We start from the raw sequence: 26,911 nt of genomic DNA, 5'->3' as shown, positions 1-26,911 counted from the left end.
GGAAACAGTTACTGGTGCGCGAGCTTCTCCAGCACGGGGGCGGCCGCGCGCAGCTTCGCCCACTCGTCCTCGTCGAGCGTCTCGACCAGCGTGGCCAGGAACGCGTTCCGCTTGCGGCGGCTCTCGTCGAGCATCACCACGGCCTGCTCGGTCGGCGTCACGACCTTCTGGCGCCGGTCCTCGGGGTGCGGTTCCAGGCTGACCAGTCCCTTGGCCTCCAGCAGCGCCACGATGCGGGTCATCGAGGGCGGCTGGACGTGCTCCTTGCGGGCGAGTTCGCCCGGGGTGGCACGGCCGCAGGTGGACAGCGTGCCGAGCACCGACATCTCGGTGGGGCTGAGTGACTCGTCGACGCGCTGGTGCTTGAGCCGACGGGACAGCCGCATCACGGCGGATCGCAGGGAGTTCACGGCGGCGGCGTCGTCGCCATGGGTGAGGTCCGGCATGTCCTTAGCCTAACTCATTAGATACGCGAAGGAAAACCGGGAGGGGCACGGGGCGGCACGATCACGCCCGTGATCCCGGCCACTCGACCGTCACATCACTCGTACGAGTGAGCAAGTGCGGGAAAGCCGTGCGTCACCCGGTCCCCGGGGCGACCCTCGTCGGCATGACGACCACGGGGACCGCGGAGACCGGTGTACTCAGCCTGCGGATGGACGGGGAGCTGCTCGACCGGCTCCGCGAGCGGGCCGCCAGAAGCGGAATGAGCGTCCAGGACTATGTCGTCCGGACGCTCGTCCGCGAGGACTTCGACGAGCGGTTCCAGTCCGCCGTCGAAGAGACCGAGAGGTTCTACGGGCCGGTCACGTGAGGCCCGGTCACGCCAGGTCCGATCACGTCAGGCCCGGTCACGTCAGGCCCGGTCACGTCAGGCCCGGTCACGTCAGGCCCAGCGCCGGCATCAGGTAGTAGAAGGCGAACACCGTCGACACCACGTACATCGCCGCCGGCACCTCACGGGCCCGGCCGGCCGCGAGCCGCAGCACCGTGAAGGTGATGAAGCCCATGCCGATGCCGTTGGTGATCGAGTAGGTGAACGGCATCAGCAGCATCGTCACGAAGGCCGGGATGGCGATGGTGTGGTCCGCCCAGTCGATCTGCTTGATCGAGCCGGCCAGGATCAGGAAGCCGACCGCGATCAGCGCGGGCGTGGCCGCCTGGGACGGCACCATCGTGGCGATCGGGGTGAGGAACAGGCCGACGGCGAACAGCAGGCCGGTGACGACGTTGGCGAAGCCGGTCCGGGCGCCCTCGCCGACACCCGCCGTGGACTCGACGAACGCGGTGGTGGCCGAGGAGGAGCTGGCGCCGCCCGCCGCGACCGACAGACCGTCGATCATCAGGACCTTGTTGATGCCCGGCATCTGGCCCTGCGCGTCGGTCAGCTTGGCCTCGTCGCTGACGCCCATGATCGTGCCCATCGCGTCGAAGAAGCACGACAGCAGTACGGTGAAGACGAACAGCACGCCGGTCAGCACGCCGACCTTGTCGAACCCGCCGAACAGGCTGACCTCGCCGACCAGCCCGAAGTCGGGCGTGGAGACCGGGTTGCCGGGCCACTCGGGGGTGGTCAGGCCCCAGGAGGGGATGTCGGCGACGAGGTTGACGATCACCGCGACGACCGTCATCACGACGATGGAGATCAGGATGGCGCCGGGCGTCTTGCGCACGATCAGCGCCAGCGTGATCAGCACACCGAGGACGAAGATCAGTACCGGCCAGCCGTTGAGGTGCCCGCCGGTGCCGAGCTGGAGCGGCACGGTGGTCTGCGCGGCGTCCGGCATCCGGGTGACGAACCCGGAGTCGACCAGGCCGACGATCATCACGAACAGGCCGATACCGATCGAGATGGCCTTGCGCAGCCCGTACGGCACGGCCGACATCACGCGCTCGCGCAGCCCGGTGGCGACCAGCAGCATGACGACGAAACCGGCCAGCACGACCATGCCCATCGCGTCCGGCCAGGACATCCGGGGGGCGAGCTGGAGGGCGACGACGGAGTTCACGCCGAGCCCGGCGGCGAGCGCGATCGGCACGTTGCCGATGACACCCATCAGCAGCGTGGTGAACGCCGCGGTGAGGGCGGTCGCGGTGACCAGCTGGCCGTTGTCCAGCTGGTGGCCGTACATGTCCTTCGCGCTGCCCAGGATGATCGGGTTCAGCACGACGATGTAGGCCATCGCGAAGAAGGTGGCGAAGCCGCCCCGGACCTCGCGGGCGAGCGTGGAACCGCGCTCGGAGATCTTGAAGTAGCGGTCGAGAGCCCCGTACGGGGGCTGGGCCGGGGTGGACATGCGAGACCTCATCACCGAGCGGCCCCCCACCCGACCGCCGTTTGGTGTTTTCTACGAATAAAAGTGGTCAACTACAAACGGATTCAGTATGAACGTATGACGGAGATAAAGCCATCTCCGCGCGTAGACCCGCGCGCCGGACGGGTCCGGGGCCGTGCCTCGTAAGCTGTGCGCATGGCGAAGTGGACACCGAAGCACGAGGCGCCGGAGCCCCTGGAGGGCCCCGTGGTCGCCACCATCACCGGCGGCACGGTCATCTGGTTCGTCCTCTTCCTGGTCCAGCTGCCCTTCTACGGCTGGTTCGACGACCACGGGCACCTGTGGTGGGTGTGGACCTGCCTGGCAGGCGCCGGACTCGGCCTGATCGGCATCTGGTACGTCCGCGGGCGCGACGCCGCCCTCAGGCGGGCCCGGAGCGCCGACGGGGGCAGCGCGTAGTACCACCGCAGCATCCCGACCGGCCCTTGTCCTCCCCAGGTCGGATCTTCCGGACTTCCACCGTGTGAAGCCACGAATCCACCCGTACCGTCGAACGCATGACGCACATCGACGCGGGTGCCGAGCTCGATCCCGTGCACCCGGTGCCGCTGCCCCTGTCGGCCGCCGGGCTGAGCGGCGCGGAGGTCGCCGACCGGGTGGCGCGCGGGCAGGTCAACGACGTGCCGGTGCGCAGCAGCCGGTCGACCCTGGACATCGTCCGGGCCAACGTCTTCACCCGGTTCAACGCGATCATCGGCGTGCTCTGGGTGATCATGCTGGTGGTGGCGCCGATCCAGGACAGCCTGTTCGGGTTCGTCATCCTCGCCAACACCGGCATCGGCATCGTGCAGGAGTGGCGGGCGAAGCAGACGCTGGACTCGCTGGCCCTGATCGGTGAGGCCCGGCCGGCCGTGCGGCGGGACGGGCGGGCCACCCCGATCGGCACTTCCGGGATCGTGCTGGACGACGTGATCGAGTTCGGGCCCGGCGACAAGGTGGTCGTCGACGGGGTGTGTGTGGAGACCGACGGTCTGGAGATCGACGAGTCGCTGCTCACGGGTGAGGCCGACCCGGTGGTCAAACGCCCCGGCGACCAGGTGATGTCCGGCAGTTTCGTGGTCGCGGGCGGCGGGGCGTACCGGGCCACCAGGGTGGGGCGGCAGGCGTACGCCGCCCAGCTCGCCGAGGAGGCGTCCCGCTTCACGCTGGTCCACTCCGAGCTGCGGTCCGGGATCTCCACGATCCTGAAGTACGTCACCTGGATGATGGTGCCGACCGCGATCGGCCTGATCATCAGCCAGCTCGTCGGCGAGGACAACGACCTGAAGGACGCCGTCGCCCGCACCGTCGGCGGCATCGTGCCGATGGTCCCGGAGGGCCTGGTGCTGCTCACCTCGGTGGCCTTCGCGATCGGCGTGATCCGGCTGGGCCGCAAGCAGTGCCTGGTGCAGGAGCTGCCCGCGATCGAGGGCCTGGCCCGGGTGGACACGGTCTGCCTGGACAAGACCGGCACGCTGACCGAGGGCGGCATGGACGTCACCGAGCTGCGGGTCCTGTCCGACGCGGAGGAGACGTACGTACGGCGGGTGCTCGGCGCGCTCGGCGCCGCCGACTCGCGCCCGAACGCCTCCCTCCGGGCGATCGTCGACGCCTACCCGGACACCGGGAAGTGGCGGCCGACCGCCACGCTCCCCTTCTCCTCCGCCCGCAAGTACAGCGGCGCCACGTTCGCCGGGGAGGGCACCTGGCTGCTGGGCGCGCCCGACGTGCTGCTGGCCGAGGACGACCCGGCGCTGGCGGAGACCGGCCGGCTCAACGAGCGGGGTCTGCGGGTGCTGCTGCTGGCCCGGACCGCCGGGCGCGGCCCGGACCACCCGAAGGCGGCCGAGGGCGCCGAGCCGGTCGCCCTGGTGGTGCTGGAGCAGCGGCTGCGCGCCGACGCCGCCGACACGCTGCGCTACTTCGACCAGCAGCGGGTGCAGGCCAAGGTGATCTCCGGGGACAACGCGGTCTCGGTCGGCGCGGTGGCCGCCAAGCTCGGGCTGAGCGGTACGGCGGTGGACGCGCGCCGGCTGCCCGCCGAGCGGGCGGACCTGGCCGCGGAGATCGACGCGCACACGGTGTTCGGCCGGGTCAGCCCGCAGCAGAAGCGGGACATGGTGGGCGCCCTCCAGTCCCGGGGGCACACCGTCGCGATGACCGGCGACGGCGTCAACGACGTGCTCGCCCTGAAGGACGCCGACATCGGCGTGGCGATGGGCTCGGGGTCGGAGGCGACCCGGGCGGTGGCGCAGATCGTGCTGATGGACAACAGCTTCGCCACCCTGCCGTCGGTGGTCGCCGAGGGCCGCCGGGTGATCGGCAACATCACCCGGGTCGCGACGCTGTTCCTGGTCAAGACGGTCTACTCGGTGCTGCTGGCGGTGCTGGTGGTGTGCTGGCGGGTGGAGTACCCGTTCCTGCCCCGCCATCTGACCCTGCTGTCCACGCTCACCATCGGCGTCCCGGCGTTCTTCCTCGCCCTGGCCCCCAACCGGGAGCGGGCCCGGCCGCACTTCGTGCGGCGGGTGATGCGGTACGCGATCCCGGGCGGGGTGCTGGCCGGCGCGGCGACCTTCGTGACGTATCTGGTGGCCCGGCACCACTACCGCGGGCCCGGCGCGCTGGACGCGGAGACCAGCGCCGCGACGCTGACGCTGTTCCTGATCTCGCTGTGGGTGCTGGCGATCATCGCCCGCCCCTACACCTGGTGGCGGATCGCGCTGGTGGCGGCGATGGGCGCCGGGTTCCTGGTGGTGCTGGCGGTGCCGTGGTTGCAGGACTTCTTCGCCCTGAAGCTGGTCGGCACCACGATGCCGTGGACCGCGGTCGGCATCGCGGCGGTGGCGGCGGCCGCCCTGGAACTCCTGTGGAGACTGGTCGACCGCCGCTTTCCCGTGTAGGGGTTACTGCACGTCGATGTAGTCACCGGCGGCGGTGGCCTTGCCGCCGGTCGGGGAACCGTTGAAGACGAAGCGGTAGTAGCCGTCGGCCGAGGCCTTGACGGTCGTCTTCAGGGCGCCGGTCGAGGTCGACTTGATGCCCTTGACGTTGCTGTAGGCGGTGGAGGACGCCGGGCGGTACTGGAGGACCACGGACTGGGTGCCGTAGCCGACGTACTTGTTGGTGTCCCAGTCGGCGCGGGTGAGCTTGCCGGTGATGGTGAGGGTGGCGCCCTTCTTGACCGGCTCCGGGGCGGCGTTGACGGTCACCTTGGAGGTGCGCAGGACCTTGCGGGTGCCCACGTTCTCCAGGGTCACCTCCTCGTCCTCGGTGACCGCGACGACGCCGACCCGCCAGGTGCCGGCGTCGAGGTTGAGCAGCTCGGCCGGCAGGAAGGTGACGGTGGTGGAGCACTTCAGGGCGGTCGTGGAGACCTCGGTGCAGGTGGCCGCGTCGTCGGAGCTGAAGCCCCAGGTCGCGTCGTCGATCGAGGTGCCGTGGTAGATCATCGCGGCGGTGCCGTAGGCGCCCAGTTCACCGGTGTGGTTCAGGGTGTAGGTGAGCGGGACGGTGTAGCTGCCGGTCGTGCCGACGACGACGTCCTTGTTGTTGTTGACGGACACGCCGGTCACGGAGAAGCCGGCCGAGGCGGCGGCCTTCACGGTGGCGCCGCTGCGGGCGGCGGGCGCGGACGCCTCGCCCTTCAGGCCGGCCTGGAGATCGGCGGCGGTGTCGGCGACGGCCCGCGCGAAGGACGGCCGGGTGTCGTCGGCGGCCTGCGCGACGGCCGGCACGACGAGGGCGGAGAGGGCCAGGGCGCCGGTGACGGCGGCCACGGTGGCACGGGTACGCATGTGTTCGTTCCCCCCACAGGGTGACAGTGGAGTCTGCTGACTCGCCTGGTCAGATCCGTGACGGGTGGGGCTGGTTGTACGCCTTGGGAAGCCTTGGTGTACCCGACACCGGCAGTTCACCCGGGTGTCCTGGAGGTGAACTGCCGATGCTGTCGGGCGAGTTACCTCACGTCGAGGTAGTCACCCGTGGCGTTGACCGCCGGGGTGGTCGAGGTGCCCGCGAAGGCGAAGCGGTAGTAGCCGTCCGCGGTGGCCTTGACGGTGGTCTTCAGCGCGCCCGTCGAGCTGGACTTGACGGTCTTTACGGTGGTGTACGAGGTGGCGCTCTTCTTGCGGTACTGGAGCTTCACGGACTGGCCGCTGTAGCCCGCGTACTTGAGCGTCTCCCAGTTGGCCCGGGACAGCTTGCCGGTGACGGTGACGGTCTTGCCCTTCTTCACCGGCTCGGGCGAGGCGTTGACGGTGAGCTGGGAGGCCCGCTGGAACTTGAAGGAGCCGGCCTTCTCCTCCCAGACGAAGTCGTCGTCCTTGGCGTTGATCATCGCGTCCACGTACCAGGTGCCCGCTTCGGCGTTGCTGAGGTAGTCCACCTTCGGGGCCACCTTGACCGTGGCGCTGCACGTGGCGGTGGTGGAGCTGACCTTGGCGCAGGTCGGCTTGCCGGTGGTCAGGTAGCCGTAACCGGGACCGGACAGCGAGAACGTCTCGGCGCTCGCGATGCCGGAGTCGTCCTTGGCGGTCACGCTGACCTTGATGGTCTTGGCGGCCGAGGTGCCGACGGACACCTTGTTGTCGCCGTCGACGACGACCTTGGTGATGGTGGTGTCGCCGAGGACGACGTCCTTCGGCGTGGACGCGGCCTGCGCGGCCGGCACGACGAGGGCGGACAGGGCCACGGCGCCGGTGACGGCGGTCGCGACGGTGCGTATGCGCATGGGTGTTCCCCCAGTGGAAAAGCGGTCGGTGCTTACTTGACGTCGACGTAGTCGCCGGCGGCCACGGACGCCGCGGTGCTGGTGATGCCCTGGTAGTTGAAGCGGTGGTAACCGTCGGACGACGCCTTGACGGTCGTCTTCAGAGCGCCGCCCGAGGTGGTCTTGATGCCCTTGACGTTGCTGTAGGTGGAGCTGCTCGCCTTGCGGAACTGGAGCGCCACCGACTGGCCGCTGGGGATGCCGACGTACTTCTCGGTCTCCCAGTCGGCGCGGGTCAGCTTGCCGGTGACGGTGAGGGTGGCGCCCTTCTTGACCGGCTCCGGGGCGGCGTTGACGGTCAGCTTGGACAGGCGCTTGACCTTGGCGGTCTTGTAGGCGGTGTCCTGGTAGACGTTGCCGTCGTTCGCCAGCACGGCCACGTTCACCTTCCAGGAACCGGCCAGGGCGTTGTCGTAGAGGTACCCGACCAGCTCGTCGTCGTAGCCGGGACGGGCCGTGACGGTGAGCTTGCAGGTGGACTTGGTGGCGCTGGCGGCCGTGCAGGTGGCGTAGTCCTGGTTCTGCGACAGGGCTCCGTCGACGTAGGTGTCGAAGTCGGTGCCGTGCCACAGCTCGACGAAGGCGTCGGCGATGCCGCTCGCGTGCGTGGCGGTCACCGACACGGTGAAGGTCTTGGCGTTGGTGGTGCCGACGACCACGTCCTTGCCGCCGTTCACCGACACGCTGGTGATGGTGGGCAGGGCGGTGGCCGAACGGGCGGTGGAACGGTGCCCGTCGACGCCGAAGACGTCGGCGGCGGTCGGCCGCTGCTGGAGCGGGTCGGCCGTCGAGTCGGCCTGCGCGGCCGGTACGGCGAAAGCGGACAGGGCCAGGGCGCCGGAAACGGCGGCCACGGTGGCGCGCATACGCATGCGATCCCCAAGTGGGAAAGGGGGCCCCGGCGGTCGTCGCCCCCCAGCGGCTCGTGTCACACCGGGGCCCAAGTGATCAGGGAGTCTGTTGACTCGCGTGATCAGATCAACAAGGGAAACGAATGGTTGTACGGAGGTGAAGAAAATGTGACCGAGATCGCTCCGGACCTTCCCGCCGCCGTCAGTCGAACCAGCGGTCCCGCGCCAGTTCCGCCGTCCGGGACGGGTCCTCCAGGAGTGCCGCCACCTCGAAGCGGCGCGGCCACTGGCCCGCCGCCCAGGCGAGGCCGGCGGCGACGCCCTCCAGGGTCGCGGCGTGCGGCACCCCGTCGGCGCCGAGCCGCCAGTCGAGCTGCACGCCGTCCACGACGAGTTCCTCGTGCTCGACGTAGCAGGACGGGGTCCGGGCGCCCAGCAGCGCCCGCACCGGCTCCGGTACGTCGTGCTCGGTGCCGGCCGAGTCGACGCGGCCGGTGACGGACTCGCTCAGCCGCCGTACCTGGAGCAGTTCGGCCAGTTCGGCGGCGCGGGCCGGCCGCACCGGCAGCAGCGGGACGCCGCCGGTGAACGGCAGCAGGTCGGGTGAGTCGACGACCACCGCGTCGGCGGCGTCCACCACCCGCACCTCGCCGTCCACGACCGCGCGCAGTTCGTCCGGCAGGGTCACCTGGTCCGGGTCGAGGTCGGCCAGCGCCCCGTACAGGCCGTGCAGTTGGGCGGCGGTGACCGGGCGGTCCGGGTCGGCGAGGCGGTCCAGGAGTTCGGCCGCGCCGCCCGGTTCGTCGAGCAGCGCGGCGACGGAGGTCCGTACCCCGAGCGCCCGCAGGACCTGTTCGTCGTCGAAGCCGGTGGCGTCCGCCTCGTCGTACAGGCCGCGCAGCAGCGGGTCGCCGCCGGCCGCGCGCAGTCCGGCCGGGCGGCGCCCGCCAAGCACCGGGTGCCCGCGCAGCCACCACGCGGTGTACGGCCGTACGGTCTCGTGGGTGCCGTCGGGCAGCAGCATCCGCACCGGCTGGACCAGCGCGTCGCGCAGCGGCGGCCGGGACAGCAGGGCGAGCGCCTCGGGCCACTGGTCGTCGGCCACCAGGTCCAGGTCGCGGACGGCGACGAGTTCGGTGGCGACCGGTGGGACGGGGGTGTCGGGGTATCGGTCGAGGATGTCCTCGCACCAGACGTCCACCGCGTCCAGCAGCCCGGCGTCGTCGGGTTCGGCGAAGTCGCCGTCCCGCGGCTCCAGTTCGTCCGGGTCGAGGACCACGTCGGTGGCCCGGACCAGGGCGAAGGTGACCAGGACCCCGCAGGCGGCCAGCGGCTCGGGCCCCCACTTCGCGGCGAGTTCCGCGTCCACCGCGGCGAGTTCGTCCGCCCGCATCACGCGGGCGAACGGGCCGCCGGGCAGGACCAGTTCGCCGGCCGGGGACAGCTCGCCGTCCTCGTCGGGCAGCGCGAGCGCGCCGAGCCAGGGCTCCTCGCCGGGCTCCAGGGCGGCGTCCCGGACCAGCCCGAGGACCGTGTCGGCCAGTTCCTCGGCGTCGAGGGCGTCGTCCTCCCAGTTCGCGCCGCCCTCGTCGTCAAGGGAGGCGGCGACGGCGGTGCGCACCTGCGGGGTGGTGAGGACGGCGCGCGGGGTGGCCGGCAGCGCGCCGAGCTTCTCCAGCAGCGGATGGGCGGCGTCCGGATGGGCGACCTTCAGCCCGAGCCGGGCGAGCACCTCGGGGTCGAGGGCGGGCGCGTCCGGCGTCGGCAGCAGCACCTGCCGGGGCCCGATCACCGTACGCCGGTCGGCCAATGGCACCGGCAGCCCGGAGAGCCGGTCCGGGTCGACCCCGGCCAGGCTGTCGTAGAGCCGCCGCCACCAGCCGGGCGCCTTCTCCAGCCCGGCCAGCCGGTCGATCACGTCGGTCAGCGGCAGCCGCGCCACGCCCAGCGTGCGCAGCTCGACGCGCCGCTCAAGGCCGGCCGGCAGCAGCGTCGGCAGCACCTCCGCCAGCACCCGTACGGTCTCGGTGCCGGCCCCCTCGACCACCTCGGCGTCCCGGGGCCGCAGCGACACCGGCAGCTCGTCCTCGTCGTCCGCGCCGCCCGGCACGGCGGCGGGCGGCAGGAAGGCGGTGCGCGGCAGCCGGTCCAGGACCGCCTGCCGCAGGGTGCCGTCCAGCTCGCCCCGGCCCAGCGCGCCCGGCACCAGGCCGATGATCCGGTCGGTGACCGGGGACCAGTCGGCGAGCAGCCCGGCGTAGGCGTCCGCCGCGCGCTGCACCAGGAAGTCGGTGAGCGGCCCGGGGGCGGCGTGCCGGCGGGTGGAGTCCAGCGGGAACGACGCGATGAGCAGGGCGGGCACGCCGAGCGGTTCGTCGCTGGGGGTGGGGGCGTGCAGGACGGGGCTGGTGCGGGGCCGGACCGGGGCGCCCTCGTCGTCCACCGGCACCGCCCACGTCACCGACCAGTGCGGGCGCAGCCGCTCCTCGACCGGGCGGTCGGCGAGCAGGTCGGGGGTGAGCGGGCCGTGCGCGGTGGCGGTGCGCCAGCGGGTGACGCCCTCGCGGGAGTCCTCTACGACGGTGACGCCGGCGTCCGTGCGGCGGCGCAGCGTCCGGCTTCCGGCCGCCGTCTCGACCACCACCTCCGCCAGCCCCGGCAGGGCGAGCAGCAGCGCGTCGTCCACGCCGGCCAGCAGCCGCTCGGCCAGATCGGCGGCGGCGGTGTCGCGCAGCGGCAGGATGACGGCCGTGTCGTACGGGTCGGGCGCGGTGCCCTCGGCGGGCAGCGGCAGCCGCAGCAGCGGTACGTGTCCGTCCCGGCGGCGGATCTCGTCGCCGAGGCCCGGGGCGTGCCGGGCGACGTCGGCGGCCAGGTCCCGCGCCTCGGCCAGCGACCAGCGCACGCCGCCGTGCCGGCCGACGACGGCGGGCTCGTCGGTGACGGCCAGCACGGCCGCGAAGCCGACCCCGAACCGGCCGACCGCGCCCTCGGCGGTGTCCCGTTTGGCGGAGGCGCGCAGCGTGGCCAGCGACTCGACACCGGTCGCGTCCAGCGGGGCGCCGGTGTTGGCGGCGACCAGCACGCCGCCCTGCAGGGTGAGCCGCAGCCGGCCCGGCTGCCCGGCGCGGGCGGCGGCGTCGGCGGCGTTCTGCGCGAGCTCCACGACCAGCCGGTCCCGGTAGCCGCCGAGGACCAGGTCCTCCTCGGCGTTGGCGTCCTCCCGGAACCGGGCGCCGCTGGCCGCCCAGGCGTCCAGCACCCCGCGCCGCAGCCGCGCCGTACCGAACGGGTCCGCGCCCTCGGCGGCGGGCCGCACGAACTTGCTCACGTTGATCTCTCCTCATCGGCCCTGGACGACCTCAACGGCGTGGGGTCGAAGGTACCGCGCGCACGGAGTCAGCCCGTCCGGCGCTTGAGGACGAGGCCGTTCAGGCCGAAAGAGGGACCTGCTCAGGAGTGCCCCAGGTCCGCCGCCGCGTCGTCACCCACCGGCACCGACCCGGCGTCAGCCGCCCGCCGCAGCGGGAACGGATCGACCCGCGTCTCGTCGATCACCGGCGAGGCCGGCTGCGGCGGCTTCGGCATGACCGCCGCCTCGGAGTGCCCGCCGCACCCGTACGCCAGCGACACCACCCGTCCGTCGGCCGGCGAGAACTCGTTCGCGCACACCCCGAACGCCTGCCCGAGCGACCCGCCGATCCGCAGCAGGAACCCGCAGGACACGCAGGGCGCGGGCGCCGCCTGCGCCATCGGCGTCTTCGGCCCGAACGCCTCCTCCCAGCGGTCCGCGGCCGTGTGCAGCCCGTACCGGGACAGCACCCGGGCCCGGCGCAGCCCCAGCTCGTCGGCGACCGCCGCGATCGTGCCGCGCGGCGGCGTGAGCGCCAGCTCGGCCGGGGAGGCGGCGGTGACCTCGGCGTCCTCCGCCTCCGCCAGCTCGGCCATCTGCTCGGAGACGGCGGAGTTCGGCGGCGGCTCGTCCTCGCCGGACCAGCCCGGCTCCAGCCGCAAATCCTCCGCGTCGGTGGGCAGCAGGTCGCCGGGTCCCATGTCGCCGGGGCGCAGCCGCTCGCTCCACGGCACCCACTCGGGGGCCAGGACGGCGTCCGGGCCGGGCAGCAGCACCGCCTCGTCGACCGTCACCAGCTTGGCGCGGGAGGCCCGCGCCACCGTCACCGCCCAGCGCCAGCCGCGGTACCCGAGCTCCACGCACTCGAAGTAGTGCGTGACAACGCGGTCACCCTCCGAGACCAGCCCGGCGTGTGCACCGACCACACCGGGCGCGGCCGCCTCCTGGGCCGCTGCCCTGGCGAGGTCGACGGCCTCGGCGCACAGGCGGTCAGGGGTGCGGCTTCGCGTTGTCGCTGCGCTCACAGGTATCGCTTCTCTCCATACGCCGTCTCACGGGTGCGCCACTTGCGGCGGGGTACGGACGGAGCGGACCCGGGGACCGCGTCGACGTCCGCGCCCGACGCGCTCGGGCGCACCTACGTCATCCATTCTGCGGGATGACTGTGAGGCGCGCGGCCGAGAACATTCGCCACGACGCGCTACGCACGCTACCTGCTCGGCTGCGCTGGGCCTACACCGACGGGGGACACCGGGGGAGTTTCCCGTCCGGCGCCCGGTGCCGTCCCACCCGACCCGATCAGCTCCATCCGTGCCATGACCGCGCTATACCCCCGGCTCTCGGGGCACTATGACGGGGTGGCAGCCGCACGGACGGAACGGACGGAACTGAAGGGCGGGGTCCGGGGACGCGGTCCCCGGCGTTTCCGCGCGGTCGGCCGCGCGCTGCATCTGCCGGTGACCGGCCCGGCCCGGGGCATCCGCCGGGTGACGCACGCGCACGGGGCCGGCGAGTCGGGCCTGGGCAAGCTGATCGAGCTGCACGGGGTGAACGGCGCCGGCGACGTCATGATCACCGTCGCCCTCGCCTCCACCGTGTTCTTCTCGGTCCCCACCGACGAGGCGCGCGGCCGGGTCGCCCTCTACCTCGCCATCACGATGGCCCCCTTCACCCTGCTCGCCCCGGTGATCGGCCCGCTCCTGGACCGGGTCCCGCACGGCCGCCGGGCCGCGATGGCCACCGCGATGGCGGCCCGCGCGCTGCTCGCCCTGGTGCTGTCGGGGGCGGTGATCAGCGGCGGCATCGAGCTGTATCCGGCGGCGCTCGGCGTGCTGGTCTCCTCCAAGGCGTACGGCGTGGTCAGAAGCGCGGTGGTGCCCCGGCTGCTGCCGCCCGCCTTCTCGCTGGTGAAGGCGAACTCCCGGGTCACCCTCGGCGGCCTGCTCGCCACCGGCGCCGCCGCCCCGATCGGCGCCGGGCTCCAGCAGCTCGGGCCGCGCTGGCCGCTCTACGGCGCCTTCGTGATCTTCGTCGCCGGAACGTTCCTCTCCTTCACGCTGCCCCGCAAGGTCGACTCGGCCCGCGGCGAGGCCACCGCGCTGCTCGCCGCCGACGGGGCCCATCTGCACGGCCCGCGCCGGCGGCAGGGCAAGCGCCCCGGACTGCGTACGGTCGGTACGGCGGTCACCCACGCGCTGGCCGCCAACGCGGCGGTCCGCTGCCTGACCGGCTTCCTGATCTTCTTCCTGGCGTTCCTGCTGCGCGAGCACCCGATGACCGGGCAGAGCGCGGCGGTCTCGCTCGGCATCGTCGGCGTGGCGGCGGGCACCGGCAACGCGCTCGGCACGGCGGTCGGGGCCTGGCTGCGCTCCCGCGCCCCGGAGATCATCATCGTGACGGTGCTGGCCGGTGTGCTGGCCGCGGCGGTGGTGGCGGCCGTCTTCTTCGGCGCGGTGCTGGTGGCGTTCCTGGCCGCGATCGCCGGGTTCGCGCAGGCGCTGGCCAAGCTGTCCCTGGACGCGCTGATCCAGCGGGACGTACCGGAACCGGTCCGCACCTCCGCCTTCGCCCGCTCCGAGACGCTGCTCCAGATGGCCTGGGTGCTGGGCGGCGCGGTCGGCATCGCGCTGCCGCTCAACGGCACCCTCGGCCTGGCGGTGGGCGCCGTGATCGTCGCGGCCGGCTGGCTGGGCACCGTACGCGGTCTGATCGTCTCGGCACGGTACGGCGGCCGCCGGTCCGGGGTCGGGTGAGCACGGCACGGGCGCCACGGACCGCCGGGCAGACGCCCCGGCACCACCGTCCGACGGACCCTCGGACTCCGGGCCAACGGGGAGCCCGGCGGGCCACCGGGCCGGGGGCCGCCGGTGCCTGGAGCGCCGTACCCGCGCCGCAGGCCGAAGGTGGCGTGAGCACGGCACGCCGTACCCAGGTGGGCGGCTGGTGATAAGGGCCCGATAACCTTCGCCCATGACCACGTTGCCCCGCGGCGCAGCCGCTCTCGGACACCGCGCTGTGCGACGCCGCCGTGCCGTCGCCGCCGCCGGCGCCGTATCCGCCGGACTGCTCGTCCTGTCGGCCTGCGACAAGCCGACGCCGCTGTCGACGATCACCGTCGGCAGCGACTCGATCAGTTCCGAGGCCACCTGTGGCGGCGAGGGCGACGCCGCCCTGAAGACCGCCGACCTGACCAAGTGCCTCCAGGACAAGGACATCGAGTCGATCACGGTCGACCCGGACGAGACCGTCCGCTTCGGTGTGGACCCGGACATCGCCGACAAGCGCTGGACGATCCTGATGAACGGTCAGCCGCTGACCGACGACAGCAAGAAGACCTACCGCACGGTCCCGGGCAGCGTGTTCTTCAACGCCCAGTACGGCGCGCAGGGCGACTCCACCAAGGTCGCCCTCGTGGCCGGCAACGGCAAGGAGGGCGGCACGTCGTTCACCGGCGTGTGGGCCTTCGAGCTGAAGAAGGGCGACTGACCACGCCTGCCGTCCGGGTCCTCGTGGCCACCGCGGTCCCCGCCGAACGGGACGCGGTGGCCCGGGCGTTTCCCGGACCGGTCCGGGAGACACCGCTGCCCGGGGCCGGCCTGCACCGCGTGGCCGACGACTGGGACCTGCTCGCGGCCGGTGTCGGCCCCGCCCTCGCCGCCGCCTGCACCGCCTCCGCGCTGACCGCCGCCGCCCTCGACAGCCGCCCCTACGGCCTGGTCGTCTCGGCCGGCATCGGCGGCGGCTTCGCGCCCGCCGCCCCCGTCGGCTCGCTCGTCGTCGCCGACGAGATCACCGCCGCCGACCTGGGCGCCGACACCGCCGACGGCTTCCTCCCGGTCACCGAGCTGGGCTTCGGCACGGTCACCCACCGCCCGCCGCCCGCCCTGGTCCACGCGGTGGCCGAGGCGACCGGCGCCCGCCCCGGCACCGTGCTGACCGGCTCCACCGTCACCGGCACCGCCACCCGCGCGGACGCGCTGCGCGCCCGCCACCCCCGAGCCCTCGCCGAGGCCATGGAAGGCTTCGGCGTCGCGGAGGCCGCCGCCGCGCACGGGGTGCCCGTGCTGGAACTGCGCGCGGTCTCCAACCCCGTCGGCCCCCGCGACCGCGCCGCCTGGCGGATCGGCGACGCGCTCGCGGCCCTCACGGACGCCTTCGGGAAGCTCACCCCCGCCCTGAAGAGTTGGAACCCCCATGAGTGACTCGTTGCAGATCGCGTACTCCCCCTGCCCGAACGACACCTTCGTCTTCGACGCCCTGGCACACGGCCGGATCCCCGGCGCCCCCGCCCTCGACGTGACCTTCGCCGACATCGACCTCACCAACGGCATGGCCGAGCGCGGCGAGCTGGACGTACTGAAGGTGTCGTACGCCGTGCTGCCGTACGTTCTCGACGAGTGGGCGCTGCTGCCCTGCGGCGGCGCGCTGGGCCGGGGCTGCGGGCCGCTGGTGCTGACCCGCGAGGCCGGGGCTGGGGGCACCTCCCACGCTTTCGGCAGTGGGGGACTGCGCGGCAGGACCGTCGCCGTGCCGAGCGAGAAGTCGACGGCGTACCTGCTGTTCCGGCTCTGGGCGGCGGACACCGTGCCCGGCGGGGTCGGTGAGATCGTCGTCATGCCGTTCCACGAGATCATGCCGGCCGTGCGGGACGGGAAGGTCGACGCGGGACTGGTGATCCACGAGGCCCGGTTCACGTACCAGAACTACGGCCTGCACAAGCTCGCCGACATGGGCGAGCACTGGGAGGCCACCACCGGCCTGCCCATCCCGCTCGGCGCGATCATCGCCCGCCGCGCGCTCGGCGCCGAGGCGCTGACCGGGCTCGCGGCCGCGATCCGCGCCTCCGTCCGGGCCGCCTGGGACGACCCCGAGGTCTCCCGCCCGTACGTCATGGAGCACGCCCAGGAGATGGACCCGGCCGTCGCCGACCAGCACATCGGGCTGTACGTCAACGAGTTCACCGCCGACCTCGGCGAGGACGGCTACGCGGCGATCCGCGGGCTGCTGACCCGGGCGGCGGCCGAGGGACTGGTACCGGCCCTCGGCCCCGACGCGCTCGCCTTTCCCTGACGGGTCGACGGGTCCTACACGTCGAGCTGGTCGGCGACCGCGCGCAGCAGACCGGCGATCTTCGCGCCGGCCGCCTTGTCGGGGTAGCGGCCCCGCTCCAGCATCGGCGTGATGTTCTCCAGCACGGTCGTCAGGTCCTGGACGATCGAGGCGAGTTCGTCCGGCTTCTTGCGCTGGGCCGCCGCGAGGGAGGGGGCCGGGTCGAGCAGCGTCAGGGACAGCGCCTGGTCGCCGCGCTGGCCGGCGACCACACCGAACTCGACGCGCTGGCCCGGCTTCAGGGCCTCGACTCCGGCGGGGAGGACCGAGGAATGGACGAAGACGTCACCGCCGTCGTCGCGGGAGAGAAAGCCGAAGCCCTTCTCGGTGTTGAACCACTTGACCTTGCCAGTCGGCAAAGCACACGCTCCCTCTATAGCTGCCGGACTGGCCGGACACCTTTGAACTGCCGTCATGACAGCCTACCGGGGCTCTCCCCAGCGACACACAGGCTTAATCACGCCCGGCAACACGACTGAGCCCCTACCTGTGTCGGCAGAGGCTCAGAGAGGCGAGGGAAGTGTGAGGGACTAGCCGATGTGCCGGTAGAGGGTGGCGCGGGAGACTCCAAGAGCCTTGGCAATGGCAGTAATGCTCTCCCCCTTGGCCTTATTGATCCGAAACGGTTTGGGTTCTGGGTCGTTGGTGGGGTGTGAGCGATCTGGTGGGGGACGCGCGGCATCTGTCGCCGTCGGCGCAGGAGGCCCTGCGGCTGCGGGCGGTGGCCGCGTTGGTGGCGGGCCGGGACCGTGAGGATGTGGCGGTGATGTTCGGGGTGTCGCTGAAGGCGGTCGACAACTGGTGGGCGAAGTGGCAGGTCGGCGGACGAGAGGCGCTGGTCATGCAGCCGCGGGGCAAGCCGGTCGGGGTGCACCAGGTGCTCGGGGAGGCCGAGCAGGCCGCGGTGCGGCAGGCGATCCTCGACCACCGACCCTGCGACGTGGGGCTGAGCGGACAGTTGTGGACGCGGCGGCTGATCGGTGACCTGATCGCGAAGCTGTACCGGGTGCGGCTGACCGAACCGGGAGTGGGCAAGTACCTGAAGCGGTGGGGCCTGTCCTTCCAGCGCCCGGACAAGCGGGCCGTCGAGCAGGACCCGGAGGCCGTCCGACGCTGGCACGAGAAGACTTGGCCGAAGATCCGCGCGAAGGCGAAGGCCGAGGGCGGTGAGGTCCTCTTCGCCGACCAGGTCGGCATTCGATCCGACCAGGTCACCGGCCGCACCTGGGCAGAGAGGGGCAGGACACCCGTGGTGCGGCGGAGCGGGAACCGGTTCTCGGTGAACGCGATGTCGGCGATCAGCACCAAGGGCCGGATGCACTTCATGGTCTTCACCGAGAGCTTCGACGCCGAGGTGATGTGCCGCTTCCTGGACCGGCTCGCCGGCCACTTCGAGACCAAGGTCCACCTCGTCGTCGACGGGCACTCCGCCCACCGCTCCAGGAAGGTCCGCGACTGCTCGCTGCCCACCCTGACGACATCGAGCTGCACTTCCTGCCGCCGTACTCGCCCGAGCTGGACCCCGACGAGCTGGTCAACACCGACCTCAAGCACAGCCTGCCCCGGCAGCACCGGGCCCGCGGCCAGGCCGAACTCGCCGCCGAGACCCGCCGCTTCTTCCGCAGACGCCAACGCCAGCCGCACATCGTCCGCGGCTACTTCGGCGGCCCACACGTCCGTTACACCCTGGACGAGAACCCCATGAGTTTCTGATCAATAGCACACAGGCTGGCCGTATGCCTGATCTTGACCGCTCCCGGAACCTCTGGCCGCAGATTGCCGACGACCTGCGTCGCCGCTTGCGCGCTGGAGAGTGGGCACCCGGCGAGCGATTCCCTGGGACGGTCGCACTGGCAGCGGAGCACGGGACGGCACAGGCGACCACACAGAAAGCAGTCGTAGCGCTCCGCGCAGACGGATGGCTACGCCTGGAAGTCGGACAGGGTAACTACGTGACAGATACTCCTCCAGAAAGCCCCTGAGTGTCCCTGTAAGCCTCTTTGTGACTCTTCCGGCTACTGCCCAACCCCTAGGAAGCCCTACGCACTCGAAAGACCGGGGCACCCTCAACTGTTATTCAACCGTTAATGGTAGGGGGTCGAATTCATAAACAATGCCATAAAAGAATAAGACTCCGCCAATTAGGCGGAACCTTATTCTTTATACCTCTTACTGCTTGGCCAATGGCAAAGCCTTCCACGTATGAACTTCCGCATTATGGCTAATTACTAGCCGAGTCATCCTGTTCTCTCCAGGACGTGTGAGTGCGAGTTCATTAGCCATGGCCTGAATATCTCCCAGATCCATTACCATTCCCTTCTCGCTCTCATCCGTTCCCTTACCCCAAGCCCAGATCTTTACTTGGCAAGTCCGCAGGAATTCCCTACGATCTTCCTGGTCTTTCGCTTCCCAGACTTCCCCGTACTTCTTACCCGTTGCCTTGAGAGCCGGGTTAACCCTTTCCTCTTCCTGCTTAGCCAGGAGAGCGACCTTCGCGGAGAGTCCCTTATGCATTCGCATGTACGACTCTTCCTGTCCCTCTCCGTCGTACTCACCTGCAATGTATTTGGCTTCCAGGTTCTCCAGGCGTGCCCTGGTTTCCTGGAGTTCCCTTGCCTGAGAGGGTCCCGTACCGGCACGCTCGTACATGTCCCACGTGCCTACACTCCCCCGAATCTCCTGGTCAACCCACGTATCCAGCAGATCAGCACGGATATAGACACCTTCCGTACATGAGCCGCCCTTGAACTTATTGGAGCACCGGTAATACCTGCGACCGGGAATCTTCGTTCCATCTTTCCTGGTGTGACCAGTATTCAGGAGAGAGGTAACCGGCGCTCCACAGTTACCGCACCGGGCAATTCCAGCAAGCAGGCTCTTTGTGCTGGTACGGCTTTCCGCCCCTACAGGCTTGGGAGCGGGTTTGATCCTGTCTACCAATTCCGTCCACTCGCCCATGGTGGCCAATGGCTTCTCAGGAAGGATTACCGGCTCTCCCTGATCATCCAAGACAGCCTCACCCTTGTACGTGTAGATACCGGGAACCCAAGAGGAGCGGATGAATTTATTGATGATGGTGGACTGCCATTGAGTCCCCTTGGTTTCCTGCCCCTTCAACTTCCTGAGATGGTCACCCCATGTGAGTACGCCACGGCCGTTGAAGTCACGTGCAATCCGGTGTGTGGACTGACCCTCACGGACACGAGTGAAGATCTCTTCTACGTAGGGGTGGAAGTCCTGGTCAATCTCCAGAACCTTCCTCTTGCCTCCTTCTACGGATTTAATGCGGTAGCCGGTAGGCGGAGCACCTGTGAGCCATGAACGGTTCTCCAGACGGCTCTGTACGCCGTTGAGGATGCGTGCCTGGATCGTGTCCCACTCAGCCTCAGCAAAGACGGCAGTCATCCGAGCCATCATCTTGCCTTGGGGAGTCGAGAGGTCGAACCCCTCTTCAACGCAGACGATGAACTTGCCGTTTTCCTGTGCCCACTCCAACAGTTCGTTGAAGTGCATTGAGCGACGGGTTAGCCGGTCCATCTTGGCCGCAACGATCACGTCGAACTCATCGGCTCGGGACGTGAGCCAGCGTCCCAGCTTGGGACGCTTGAAGGGGCTCATGGAGCCGGACACGTCGGTGTCCTCTGCCTCCCCCACCAGGACGCCGGACAGGAGTGGAGAGCTGACGTGGTGTCGGATCACGCCACGCTGCCACTCGATGGACGTCGAGCCGTCCGAGTCGGCAGAGAGACGGAGACAGGCGAGGTAGCGCAGACCGGGTGTCATGAGGGGAGGCTAGCGGAGTCTGTGTGCCTAGATAACCGACTTGACTTTGCCAGTAGGCACGTCTGTTCTCGTCTTCAGGCTGGTGACAAGACGTCCCCCGGTCGTTCCCTCGGGTCGGGAACTACCCTGGTCGAGTGCGTGAACAAACCCAAACGTATTCCGCCGCGCCCGGCGACGGGCTGATCCGTGCCGGCGCCATCGTCTTCTTCCTCGGCACCGTGGCCACGGTGGTCACGGTGGCCCCGCTGTTTCTGGGCACGACGCCGTTCCCCACGTACATGTTCTTGCTGAGCATGCTCATGGGGGTCGGCTTCCTGATCGCCGGGGCGGGGGTGCTGCGGTCGATCGCCGCCGGGCGGCGTCAGGCGCGGGCCGCCGCCAGGTAGGAGTCGAGCCACGCCGGGAACTCGGTGAGGTCGGCGAGGACGGTGTCCGCGCCGGCCGCGCGCAACTCGTCGGCGGTGTACGGGCCGGTGGCCACGGCGACGGAGTGCGCGTCGGCGGCGCGGGCGCCGCGGATGTCGCCGAGGTGGTCGCCCACGTAGATCTCCGCGCCGTGCTCGCGCAGGGCGACGGCCTTCTGCTCGGCCCACAGGTCGCCGATGACCGCGTCCGGTGCTATGCCGAGGTGGTCCAGGTGCAGTGTGGCGTTGGGCTGGTACTTGGCGGTGACGACGATCGCCCGGCCGCCGGAGTGCCGTACGGCGGCGACGGCTTCCCGGGCGCCGGTCAGCGCGGGGGTGGCGGCGATGGCGTACTGCGGGTAGAGGGAGCGGTAGAGGTCGGCGGTGGCGGTGAGCTGTTCGGCCGGGAACCAGTGGGCGAGTTCCTGTTCCAGGGGTGGGCCGAGGCGGGTCACGGCGAGGTCGGCGTCCACGTGGGTACCGGTTCTCGCTGAGAGTTCGGTGTAGCAGGCGTGGATGCCGGGGCGGCTGTCGATGAGGGTCATGTCGAGGTCGAAGCCGACGGTGGTTGTGGTGGGCATGGGGTCCATTGTCGCGTGCGGGTGCGTGGGGCTGGGCGCGCCCGCGCGGCGGAGCCGCATGTCGACACAGCCCCGCGCCCCTAGGTATCTCCCCCTTCCGACGTCGTTCAGTTGCCGACTCTGCGGGCTTTCCAGAGCAGGTACGCGGCTGAGGCCAGGGCCGCGCCCCGCAATACCCACGGCCACGTCTGCGTCAGGGCCTCGTTCATGTGGCCGTCCGCGATCGGGTCGCCCCAGCGGCCCTCCGTGCGGCCCCAGAGCCAGCCGAGGCCGGCCGCCGCCGTCAGGCCGGGCAGGCCCAGGACCGCCCACTTGGCCTGGGCCGGGGTCAGGCGGCGGGAGAGGAAGGCCAGCACCCAGCCGAGGGCGAGCGGCAGCAGGTTGCCGAGGAACGCGCCGACGAGCAGCAGGGCGGCGGCCAGCAGGAGCAGGGGGTTGGGGCGGCCCTGGGCGAGCAGGGGCTTGCGGGGCCACCAGGAGCGGCGGGGTTTCGCCGTCTCCTCGGTGGGCGCCGGGACGGCGGCCCGCTCCGGTTCCGGTGCTGGTTTCCCGGGCGGCGGCGGGGGCTTGAGCAGGTCGGGGATCTCGATGCCGCCGACGAAGCCGGGCACCTGGTCGCCGCCGCCGAACGGGCCGCTCTCCGTGCGCCACCAGTCGGGGCGCGGGACGGTGGCGTCGCCCAGTTCGTGCGCCTGGGCCAGGTGCGGCGGGGTGGGGCGCTCGGCGGGGGCGGGGGGCGGATCGGTGGGGCGGGGGCGCGGCACCACCCGGCGCAGGCCCTTCACCCGCTCCTTGCGCTGCGGGCCGCCGTCCGGCTGGACGGGCACCGAGGGCGGCGGTTCCCAGGTCGCGGTCGCGGCCCGGGGGTCGCCGCCGGCCGCCTCGACCACCTCGTCGGGGCTGCCGAGCCGTTCCAGGATGCGGCGGACGGCGGCCGGGGAGTCGACGACCGTCTTGGACCGGCGCTTGTCGATCTCGTTGCGCAGATCGGCGACGAGACGCATGCGAGTGGCCGACGGCAGCTGCTGTTGCTGGGCCACGTCACCGACGCGGCTCAGATACTCGTAGACGACCTGGTCGCTCTCGATGCCCACGAACCCCTCCGGGGTGGCTCGTTGTTGGTACCCCGCCGGACGACGGTACCGCCTGCCGCCGTCCGGGAAGGGCTGGGTGGGCCGGGGGCGACCCGCTACCGTGGGGCGGATGAGCACCGAGGAGAAGCCCGCTCCACCCCGGTCCCTCGCGGAGGCGCTGCGCGGCAGGGACGACGGGTCCCTGGCCGCCCTCCTGCGCAGCCGTCCCGACCTCGTCACGCCGGTCCCCACCGATCTCACCCAGCTCGCCACCCGGGCCGGCACCCGGGCCTCGGTGGTGCGGGCGCTGGAGCGGCTGGACCGGTTCGCGCTCCAGACGGCCGAGGCGCTGGCCGTGGCGGGCGATCCGGCGACGTACGAGGAGCTGTCCGGGCTGATGGCCGGGGACGGCCGGGACCCGGAGGTGGTGGCCGCGCTGCCGCGGGCGCTCGGCGTGCTGCGCGAGCAGGCGCTGGTGTGGGGCGGGGACGACCGGCTGCGGCTGGTGCGCACCGCGCGCGAGCTGCTGGTGCCCTCGCCGCAGCACCCGTCGCCGACCGGTCTGGGGCCGACGGTGCGGGAGGCCACGGCGGGCATGTCGCCGGGGCGGGTGCAGGAGGTGCTGGCCGCCGCCGGGCTGCCCTCGACGCACGATCCGGTGTCCGCGGTGGACGCGCTGACCGCGCTGTTCACTGACCGGGCGGCGCTGGACGCGCTGCTCGCCGGCGCGCCCGAGGAGTCCCGTCAGGTGCTGGACCGGCTGGTGTGGGGGCCGCCGTACGGGCAGGTCACCCATGATCCGGCGGCGCATCTGCGCTGGCTGCTGGACCGGGGGCTGCTGCTGCCGACCGCGCCGGGCACGGTCGTGCTGCCCCGCGAGGTGGCGCTGCGTCTGCGGGCCGGGCGGGCGCACCGGACGCCCGCGCCGGTGCCGCCGCCGGTGACTCCCGCCGCCACCTACCGTCCACAGGCTGTGGACGGCGCCGCCGCCGGGCAGGCGCAGGGGGCGCTGGCCGTCGTCGAGGAACTGCTGAAGGACTGGGACGAGGGCGGTCCGGCGGTGCTGCGGGCGGGCGGGCTGAGCGTGCGCGACCTGAAGCGCACCGCGGTCGCCCTGGACGTCGCCGAGCCGGTCGCCGCGTTCTGGGTCGAACTGGCCTACGCGGCCGGGCTGCTGGCCTCCGACGGAGAGGCCGACGAGCGGTACGCGGCGACCCCGGCGTACGACGAGTGGCGGGAGTCGCCGCCGGCCGAGCGCTGGGCGCGGCTGGCCCAGGCGTGGCTGCTCGGCACCCGGACCAGCGGGCTGGTCGGCGGCCGGGACGCGAAGGACCGCGCGCTGTCGGCGCTGGGTCCCGGGCTGGACCGGTCGGCGGCGCCGGAGGTACGGCACCGGGTGCTGGCGCTGCTGGCGCAGTTGCCCGAGGGGGCCGCGCCCCAGGCCGAGTCGGTGCTGGCCCGGCTGCGCTGGGAGCGTCCGCCGCGCGGGCCGCGGCGCGAGGAGCGGCCCGCGGCCGAGGACCTGCGGGCCCGGCTGGCCCGGTGGACGCTGGCCGAGGCGGAACTGCTCGGGGTGACCGGCCGGGGCGCGCTTTCGGCACCGGGGCGGGCGCTGCTCGGGGCGCCCGCGCGGGATGCGGGGCACGGGCACGGGGACGGGCACGCGTCCGGGGACGGGCAAGGGGAGGCATCCGGGCACGGGCACGCGTCCGGGAACGGGCACGGGCACGCGTCCGGGGACGGGCACGGGGACGCGTCCGGGAACGGGCACGGGCACGCGTCCGGGCACGGGCACGGGGAGGCGTCCGGGCACAGGGACGCGTCCGGTCCGGGTGCCAAGCTGCCCGTGCACCACCACACGCCGCCCGCGCCCGAGCCACTGGCGCCCGCCGAGCAGGCCGCCGCGACGGCCGCCGCCGCCCGGGTGCTCGCGCCGCTGCTGCCCGAGCCGCTGGACCACGTACTGCTCCAGGCCGATCTGACGGCGGTGGCGCCGGGGCCGCTGCGGCGGCCGCTGGCGGAGCTCCTTGACCTGATGGCGGACGTCGAGTCCAAGGGCGGGGCCACCGTCTACCGGTTCACGCCCGGTTCCGTACGCCGGGCCCTGGACTCCGGGCAGACCGCCGCCGACCTGCACACCTTCCTGGCCCGCTACTCGCGGACGCCGGTGCCGCAGCCGCTGACGTACCTGATCGACGACGTGGCCCGGCGGCACGGGCGGCTGCGGGTCGGCGCGGCCTCCGCGTACGTCCGCTGCGACGACGACGCGACGCTGGACGAGATCCTCGCCGACAAGCGGGCGGCCGGCCTCGGGCTGCGGCGGCTCGCGCCGACCGTGCTGGCCGCGCGGGCCGACCCGGCGGCGCTGCTCGAGGGGCTGCGCGGCATGGGGTTCGCGCCGGCCGCCGAGTCGGCCGGCGGCGATGTGCTGATCGCCCGCGCGGACGCCCGCCGCACCGCGCCGCGCACCGCGCCGGAGCCGGTCCCGGAGGGGCCGCCGGTGCCGGACGACGCGCTGCTGACGGCCGCGATCCGGGCGATCCGGGCCGGTGACCTGGCCGCCACCGCGCCGCGCCGGCCGGACGCGGACGCCGCGCCCACCGGCGGGGAGCCGCCGCGTACCGGTTCCGCCGAGACGCTGGCCACCGTGCAGGCGGCGGTGCTGACCGGCGACTCGCTGTGGATCGGCTACGTCAACGCGGAGGGCGCCGCCAGTCAGCGGGTGATCGCCCCGGTGCGGGTGGAGGGCGGGTTCGTGACGGCGTACGACCACACCGCGGACGAGGTCCGCACCTTCGCGCTGCACCGGATCACGGGGGTCGCGGAGCTCGCCGACGACGCGGGGTGACCGTCCGGGTTACGCCGCCGGCCGGCGCGGCCCGCGCAGGCCCGCACTTTCGGGTGTACGCGGCGGTTCATGCCCGCCACGCCGGGGGTTTCCCACCCCGGAGGGAGCTTTCTTCATAAACCGCATCGGGTCGTCCCGGCTCGGGCAGCCACCGGGTGTCCCGAACCCGAACGAAAGGAAGTTCCCGATGCGTGCCGTTCGTCGTGTCGCCGCCGTCCTGACCACCACCGCCGCGCTGCTCACCGGATTCGTCGCCGAGGCCGCCGCGGTCGGTATCGACCTCGGTGGCGGCGTCACCTTCTGATCCGGCCCGTCCCTCCCTCGGGCCGGTCCCCCTCCCGGGGCCGGCCCGATCCGCCGCGAAAGGCCCCTCCTCGTGCTGGATTCAGACCCCTCCGTCTCCGTACGTTCCGTCGTCGCCGTCTCCCTCAGCGCCCTGGTCATCGCCGCCGCGCTGGTGATCGCCGCGCTCGTCCCCCGGTCCACCGCGCTGCCCCGTCCGCTGCCGGGCACGGGTGCGGAGACCCGGGCCAACGGGGAGCTGATCTCCGTGGAGGGACCGCTGCTCAACAACGTCAGTCTGCCCAGACTCCGGTAGCCCGGCGGGTGCGGTAGCTGTCGCCCTCGATGCGGACCAGCTCGGCGTGGTGGGCGAGCCGGTCCACCATCGCGGGGACGGACGGGCCGCCGAAGACCTCGTCCCAGTGGGCGGGCGGCCGGTCCCCGGTGACGATCAGCGAGCCGCGTTCGTAGCGGTGGGCGACGAGCCGGAAGAGGAGGGCCGTGGCCGCCGGGTCGAAGGGGGTGTAGCCGACCTCGTCGACGATCAGCAGCGGGTAGGCGTCGAGGGCGGTCAGTTCCTCGGTGAGCCGGCCGGCCGCGCGGGCCGCGTCGAGCCGGGCGGCCCACTCGGCGGCGGTCGCGAACAGCACCCGGTGCCCGGCCTGGCAGGCCCGCACCCCGAGGCCGACCGCCAGATGGGTCTTGCCGGTGCCGGGCGGGCCGGTGAACACCACGTTGCGCCGGGCGGTGACGAAGTCGAGCTTGCCGAGCCGGGCCACGGTCTCCCGGTCGAAGGCGAGGGGGTGGCTCTCGTCGAAGTCCTCCAGCAGCTTGCGCCCCGGGAAACCGGCGTCCCGGACCCGGTCCTCCGCCCCGGCGGTCTCGCGCACGGGCGCCACCGGCGCCACCGGCTCCGTGGCCTGCCGCTGGGCCGGGAAGGGGACGGGGGCGGGGGTCTGCTGCGGCTGCTGCTGCGGCGACGGCTGCTGCGGTTGCTGGTCGGGGAGGTGGCCGCGTTCCGCCCGCCGGGTCATCGGGCCGGACATGTACGCCAGGATCGCCGCCGAGACGATGAACGCCATGTGGATGACCGTGCCCCACAGCAGCGCGTGCCGGGAGGTGTGGTGGACGTCCACGAACATCTGGAGCAGATGGACGGAGGAGATGCCCACGATGGCGGTGGCCAGCTTCACCTTGAGCACGTTGGAGTTGACGTGCGACAGCCATTCGGGCTGGTCACGGTGGCCCTGGAGGCCGATGCGGGAGACGAAGGTCTCGTAGCCGCCGACGATGACCATGATCAGCAGGTTGGCGATCATGACGACGTCGACCAGTTTGAGCACGGCGAGCATGACGTAGGTCTCGCTGGCCCGTCCGCTCACGCAGCGCAGGAGTAAGACCCACAGCTCGTTGAAGAACTTGTAGACGTACACGCCCTGCGCGGCCACCAGGCCGAAATACAGCGGAGCCTGCAACCAGCGGGTGGCGAACAGGGCGTAGCCGAGCGTCGGCATCGGAGCGTTCTGCACAGGGGGCACGGTG

The 26,911-nt window shown here is 72.0% G+C and carries 24 protein-coding genes and 1 pseudogene; 12 read left to right on the top strand and 13 right to left on the bottom strand.

Going from position 1 to position 26,911, the window contains the following annotated elements; genetic code table 11:
• Positions 1-8 precede the first annotated feature (8 nt).
• Complete coding sequence (locus ACTT8P_RS17875; RefSeq protein WP_442832647.1) at positions 9-446, bottom strand: MarR family winged helix-turn-helix transcriptional regulator; 438 nt, start codon at positions 444-446, stop codon at positions 9-11.
• A gap of 164 nt (positions 447-610) precedes the next feature.
• On the opposite strand from ACTT8P_RS17875, the gene ACTT8P_RS17870 reads away from it, so the two are divergent.
• Positions 611-814: a ribbon-helix-helix protein, CopG family gene (locus ACTT8P_RS17870; RefSeq protein ID WP_442832646.1), complete on the top strand. Its 204-nt coding sequence runs from the start codon at positions 611-613 to the stop codon at positions 812-814.
• 67 nt (positions 815-881) lie between these two features.
• On the opposite strand, the gene ACTT8P_RS17865 is transcribed toward ACTT8P_RS17870, so the two are convergent.
• A complete protein-coding gene (locus ACTT8P_RS17865; protein WP_442832645.1) occupies positions 882-2,297 on the bottom strand; it encodes an NCS2 family permease in 1,416 nt (471 codons plus the stop codon).
• Between the two features lie 174 nt (positions 2,298-2,471).
• On the opposite strand from ACTT8P_RS17865, the gene ACTT8P_RS17860 reads away from it, so the two are divergent.
• The gene (locus ACTT8P_RS17860; protein WP_442832644.1) at positions 2,472-2,735 is read left to right on the top strand and encodes a DUF2530 domain-containing protein; all 264 of its coding nucleotides are present in this window, start codon (positions 2,472-2,474) and stop codon (positions 2,733-2,735) included.
• Between the two features lie 98 nt (positions 2,736-2,833).
• On the top strand, positions 2,834-5,218 hold the full coding sequence (locus tag ACTT8P_RS17855; RefSeq protein WP_442832643.1) for an HAD-IC family P-type ATPase: 2,385 nt from the start codon (positions 2,834-2,836) through the stop codon (positions 5,216-5,218).
• Positions 5,219-5,221: 3 nt separating this feature from the next.
• Here ACTT8P_RS17855 and ACTT8P_RS17850 read toward each other — a convergent pair whose 3' ends face one another.
• From ACTT8P_RS17850 to ACTT8P_RS17830, 5 genes are all read right to left on the bottom strand, one after another.
• Entirely contained in the window at positions 5,222-6,112 is an 891-nt protein-coding gene (locus ACTT8P_RS17850) for a hypothetical protein (protein WP_442832642.1), read from the bottom strand.
• Between the two features lie 161 nt (positions 6,113-6,273).
• Complete coding sequence (locus ACTT8P_RS17845; protein WP_442832641.1) at positions 6,274-7,047, bottom strand: calcium-binding protein; 774 nt, start codon at positions 7,045-7,047, stop codon at positions 6,274-6,276.
• A 32-nt stretch (positions 7,048-7,079) separates the two neighbouring features.
• Complete coding sequence (locus ACTT8P_RS17840; protein ID WP_442832640.1) at positions 7,080-7,958, bottom strand: calcium-binding protein; 879 nt, start codon at positions 7,956-7,958, stop codon at positions 7,080-7,082.
• Positions 7,959-8,139: 181 nt separating this feature from the next.
• Positions 8,140-11,268 carry a sacsin N-terminal ATP-binding-like domain-containing protein gene (locus ACTT8P_RS17835; protein ID WP_442832639.1) on the bottom strand — a complete coding sequence of 1,043 codons (3,129 nt, stop codon included), beginning with the start codon at positions 11,266-11,268 and terminating at the stop codon, positions 8,140-8,142.
• A 122-nt stretch (positions 11,269-11,390) separates the two neighbouring features.
• Positions 11,391-12,314: a DUF3027 domain-containing protein gene (locus tag ACTT8P_RS17830; RefSeq protein ID WP_442832638.1), complete on the bottom strand. Its 924-nt coding sequence runs from the start codon at positions 12,312-12,314 to the stop codon at positions 11,391-11,393.
• 333 nt (positions 12,315-12,647) lie between these two features.
• Here ACTT8P_RS17830 and ACTT8P_RS17825 point away from each other — a divergent pair, with 333 nt between their 5' ends.
• From ACTT8P_RS17825 to ACTT8P_RS17810, 4 genes are all read left to right on the top strand, one after another.
• On the top strand, positions 12,648-14,042 hold the full coding sequence (locus ACTT8P_RS17825) for an MFS transporter (RefSeq protein WP_442832637.1): 1,395 nt from the start codon (positions 12,648-12,650) through the stop codon (positions 14,040-14,042).
• 217 nt (positions 14,043-14,259) lie between these two features.
• Positions 14,260-14,775: a DUF2771 domain-containing protein gene (locus tag ACTT8P_RS17820; protein ID WP_442832636.1), complete on the top strand. Its 516-nt coding sequence runs from the start codon at positions 14,260-14,262 to the stop codon at positions 14,773-14,775.
• Between the two features lie 23 nt (positions 14,776-14,798).
• A complete protein-coding gene (locus ACTT8P_RS17815; protein WP_442832635.1) occupies positions 14,799-15,491 on the top strand; it encodes a futalosine hydrolase in 693 nt (230 codons plus the stop codon).
• Positions 15,484-16,359, top strand: coding sequence for a 1,4-dihydroxy-6-naphthoate synthase (locus tag ACTT8P_RS17810; protein ID WP_442832634.1), 876 nt, complete (start codon positions 15,484-15,486; stop codon positions 16,357-16,359). The genes ACTT8P_RS17815 and ACTT8P_RS17810 overlap by 8 nt, the downstream gene beginning before the upstream one ends.
• Positions 16,360-16,373: 14 nt before the next feature.
• Here ACTT8P_RS17810 and ACTT8P_RS17805 read toward each other — a convergent pair whose 3' ends face one another.
• Together ACTT8P_RS17805 and ACTT8P_RS17800 are read right to left on the bottom strand one after the other, a co-directional pair.
• Positions 16,374-16,757, bottom strand: coding sequence for a cold-shock protein (locus tag ACTT8P_RS17805; protein ID WP_361156342.1), 384 nt, complete (start codon positions 16,755-16,757; stop codon positions 16,374-16,376).
• A gap of 171 nt (positions 16,758-16,928) precedes the next feature.
• Positions 16,929-17,015, bottom strand: coding sequence for a helix-turn-helix domain-containing protein (locus ACTT8P_RS17800; RefSeq protein ID WP_442832675.1), 87 nt, complete (start codon positions 17,013-17,015; stop codon positions 16,929-16,931).
• 149 nt (positions 17,016-17,164) lie between these two features.
• On the opposite strand from ACTT8P_RS17800, the pseudogene ACTT8P_RS17795 reads away from it, so the two are divergent.
• Positions 17,165-18,111, top strand: a pseudogene (locus ACTT8P_RS17795) (IS630 family transposase).
• A 23-nt stretch (positions 18,112-18,134) separates the two neighbouring features.
• Positions 18,135-18,380 carry a GntR family transcriptional regulator gene (locus ACTT8P_RS17790; RefSeq protein ID WP_442832633.1) on the top strand — a complete coding sequence of 82 codons (246 nt, stop codon included), beginning with the start codon at positions 18,135-18,137 and terminating at the stop codon, positions 18,378-18,380.
• Between the two features lie 187 nt (positions 18,381-18,567).
• Here ACTT8P_RS17790 and ACTT8P_RS17785 read toward each other — a convergent pair whose 3' ends face one another.
• The gene (locus ACTT8P_RS17785) at positions 18,568-20,181 is read right to left on the bottom strand and encodes a recombinase family protein (protein ID WP_442832632.1); all 1,614 of its coding nucleotides are present in this window, start codon (positions 20,179-20,181) and stop codon (positions 18,568-18,570) included.
• Positions 20,182-20,315: 134 nt separating this feature from the next.
• On the opposite strand from ACTT8P_RS17785, the gene ACTT8P_RS17780 reads away from it, so the two are divergent.
• Positions 20,316-20,567 carry a hypothetical protein gene (locus tag ACTT8P_RS17780; RefSeq protein ID WP_442832631.1) on the top strand — a complete coding sequence of 84 codons (252 nt, stop codon included), beginning with the start codon at positions 20,316-20,318 and terminating at the stop codon, positions 20,565-20,567.
• Here ACTT8P_RS17780 and ACTT8P_RS17775 read toward each other — a convergent pair.
• Both ACTT8P_RS17775 and ACTT8P_RS17770 read right to left on the bottom strand, forming a co-directional pair.
• On the bottom strand, positions 20,543-21,166 hold the full coding sequence (locus ACTT8P_RS17775) for an HAD family hydrolase (RefSeq protein WP_442832630.1): 624 nt from the start codon (positions 21,164-21,166) through the stop codon (positions 20,543-20,545). The genes ACTT8P_RS17780 and ACTT8P_RS17775 overlap by 25 nt on opposite strands.
• Before the next feature lie 107 nt (positions 21,167-21,273).
• The gene (locus tag ACTT8P_RS17770) at positions 21,274-22,260 is read right to left on the bottom strand and encodes a hypothetical protein (protein WP_442832629.1); all 987 of its coding nucleotides are present in this window, start codon (positions 22,258-22,260) and stop codon (positions 21,274-21,276) included.
• A gap of 109 nt (positions 22,261-22,369) precedes the next feature.
• Here ACTT8P_RS17770 and ACTT8P_RS17765 point away from each other — a divergent pair, with 109 nt between their 5' ends.
• Positions 22,370-25,087 (top strand): helicase-associated domain-containing protein, encoded by a 2,718-nt coding sequence (locus ACTT8P_RS17765; RefSeq protein ID WP_442832628.1) that lies wholly within the window; start codon positions 22,370-22,372, stop codon positions 25,085-25,087.
• A 376-nt stretch (positions 25,088-25,463) separates the two neighbouring features.
• Positions 25,464-25,685, top strand: a complete 222-nt coding sequence (locus ACTT8P_RS17760; protein ID WP_442832627.1) for a hypothetical protein — start codon at positions 25,464-25,466, stop codon at positions 25,683-25,685.
• Here the strand turns inward: ACTT8P_RS17760 and istB are convergent.
• Positions 25,663-26,883 (bottom strand): IS21-like element helper ATPase IstB, encoded by a 1,221-nt coding sequence (gene istB, locus ACTT8P_RS17755; protein ID WP_442832674.1) that lies wholly within the window; start codon positions 26,881-26,883, stop codon positions 25,663-25,665. The genes ACTT8P_RS17760 and istB overlap by 23 nt on opposite strands.
• Positions 26,884-26,911 lie beyond the last annotated feature (28 nt).

It is taken from the genome of Streptomyces sp. JW3 (genome assembly GCF_052216785.1).
Classification (GTDB): Bacteria; Actinomycetota; Actinomycetes; order Streptomycetales; family Streptomycetaceae; genus Streptomyces.
Note: the sequence above shows the minus strand (reverse complement) of the source record. Positions and strands in the feature narration are given on the sequence as shown.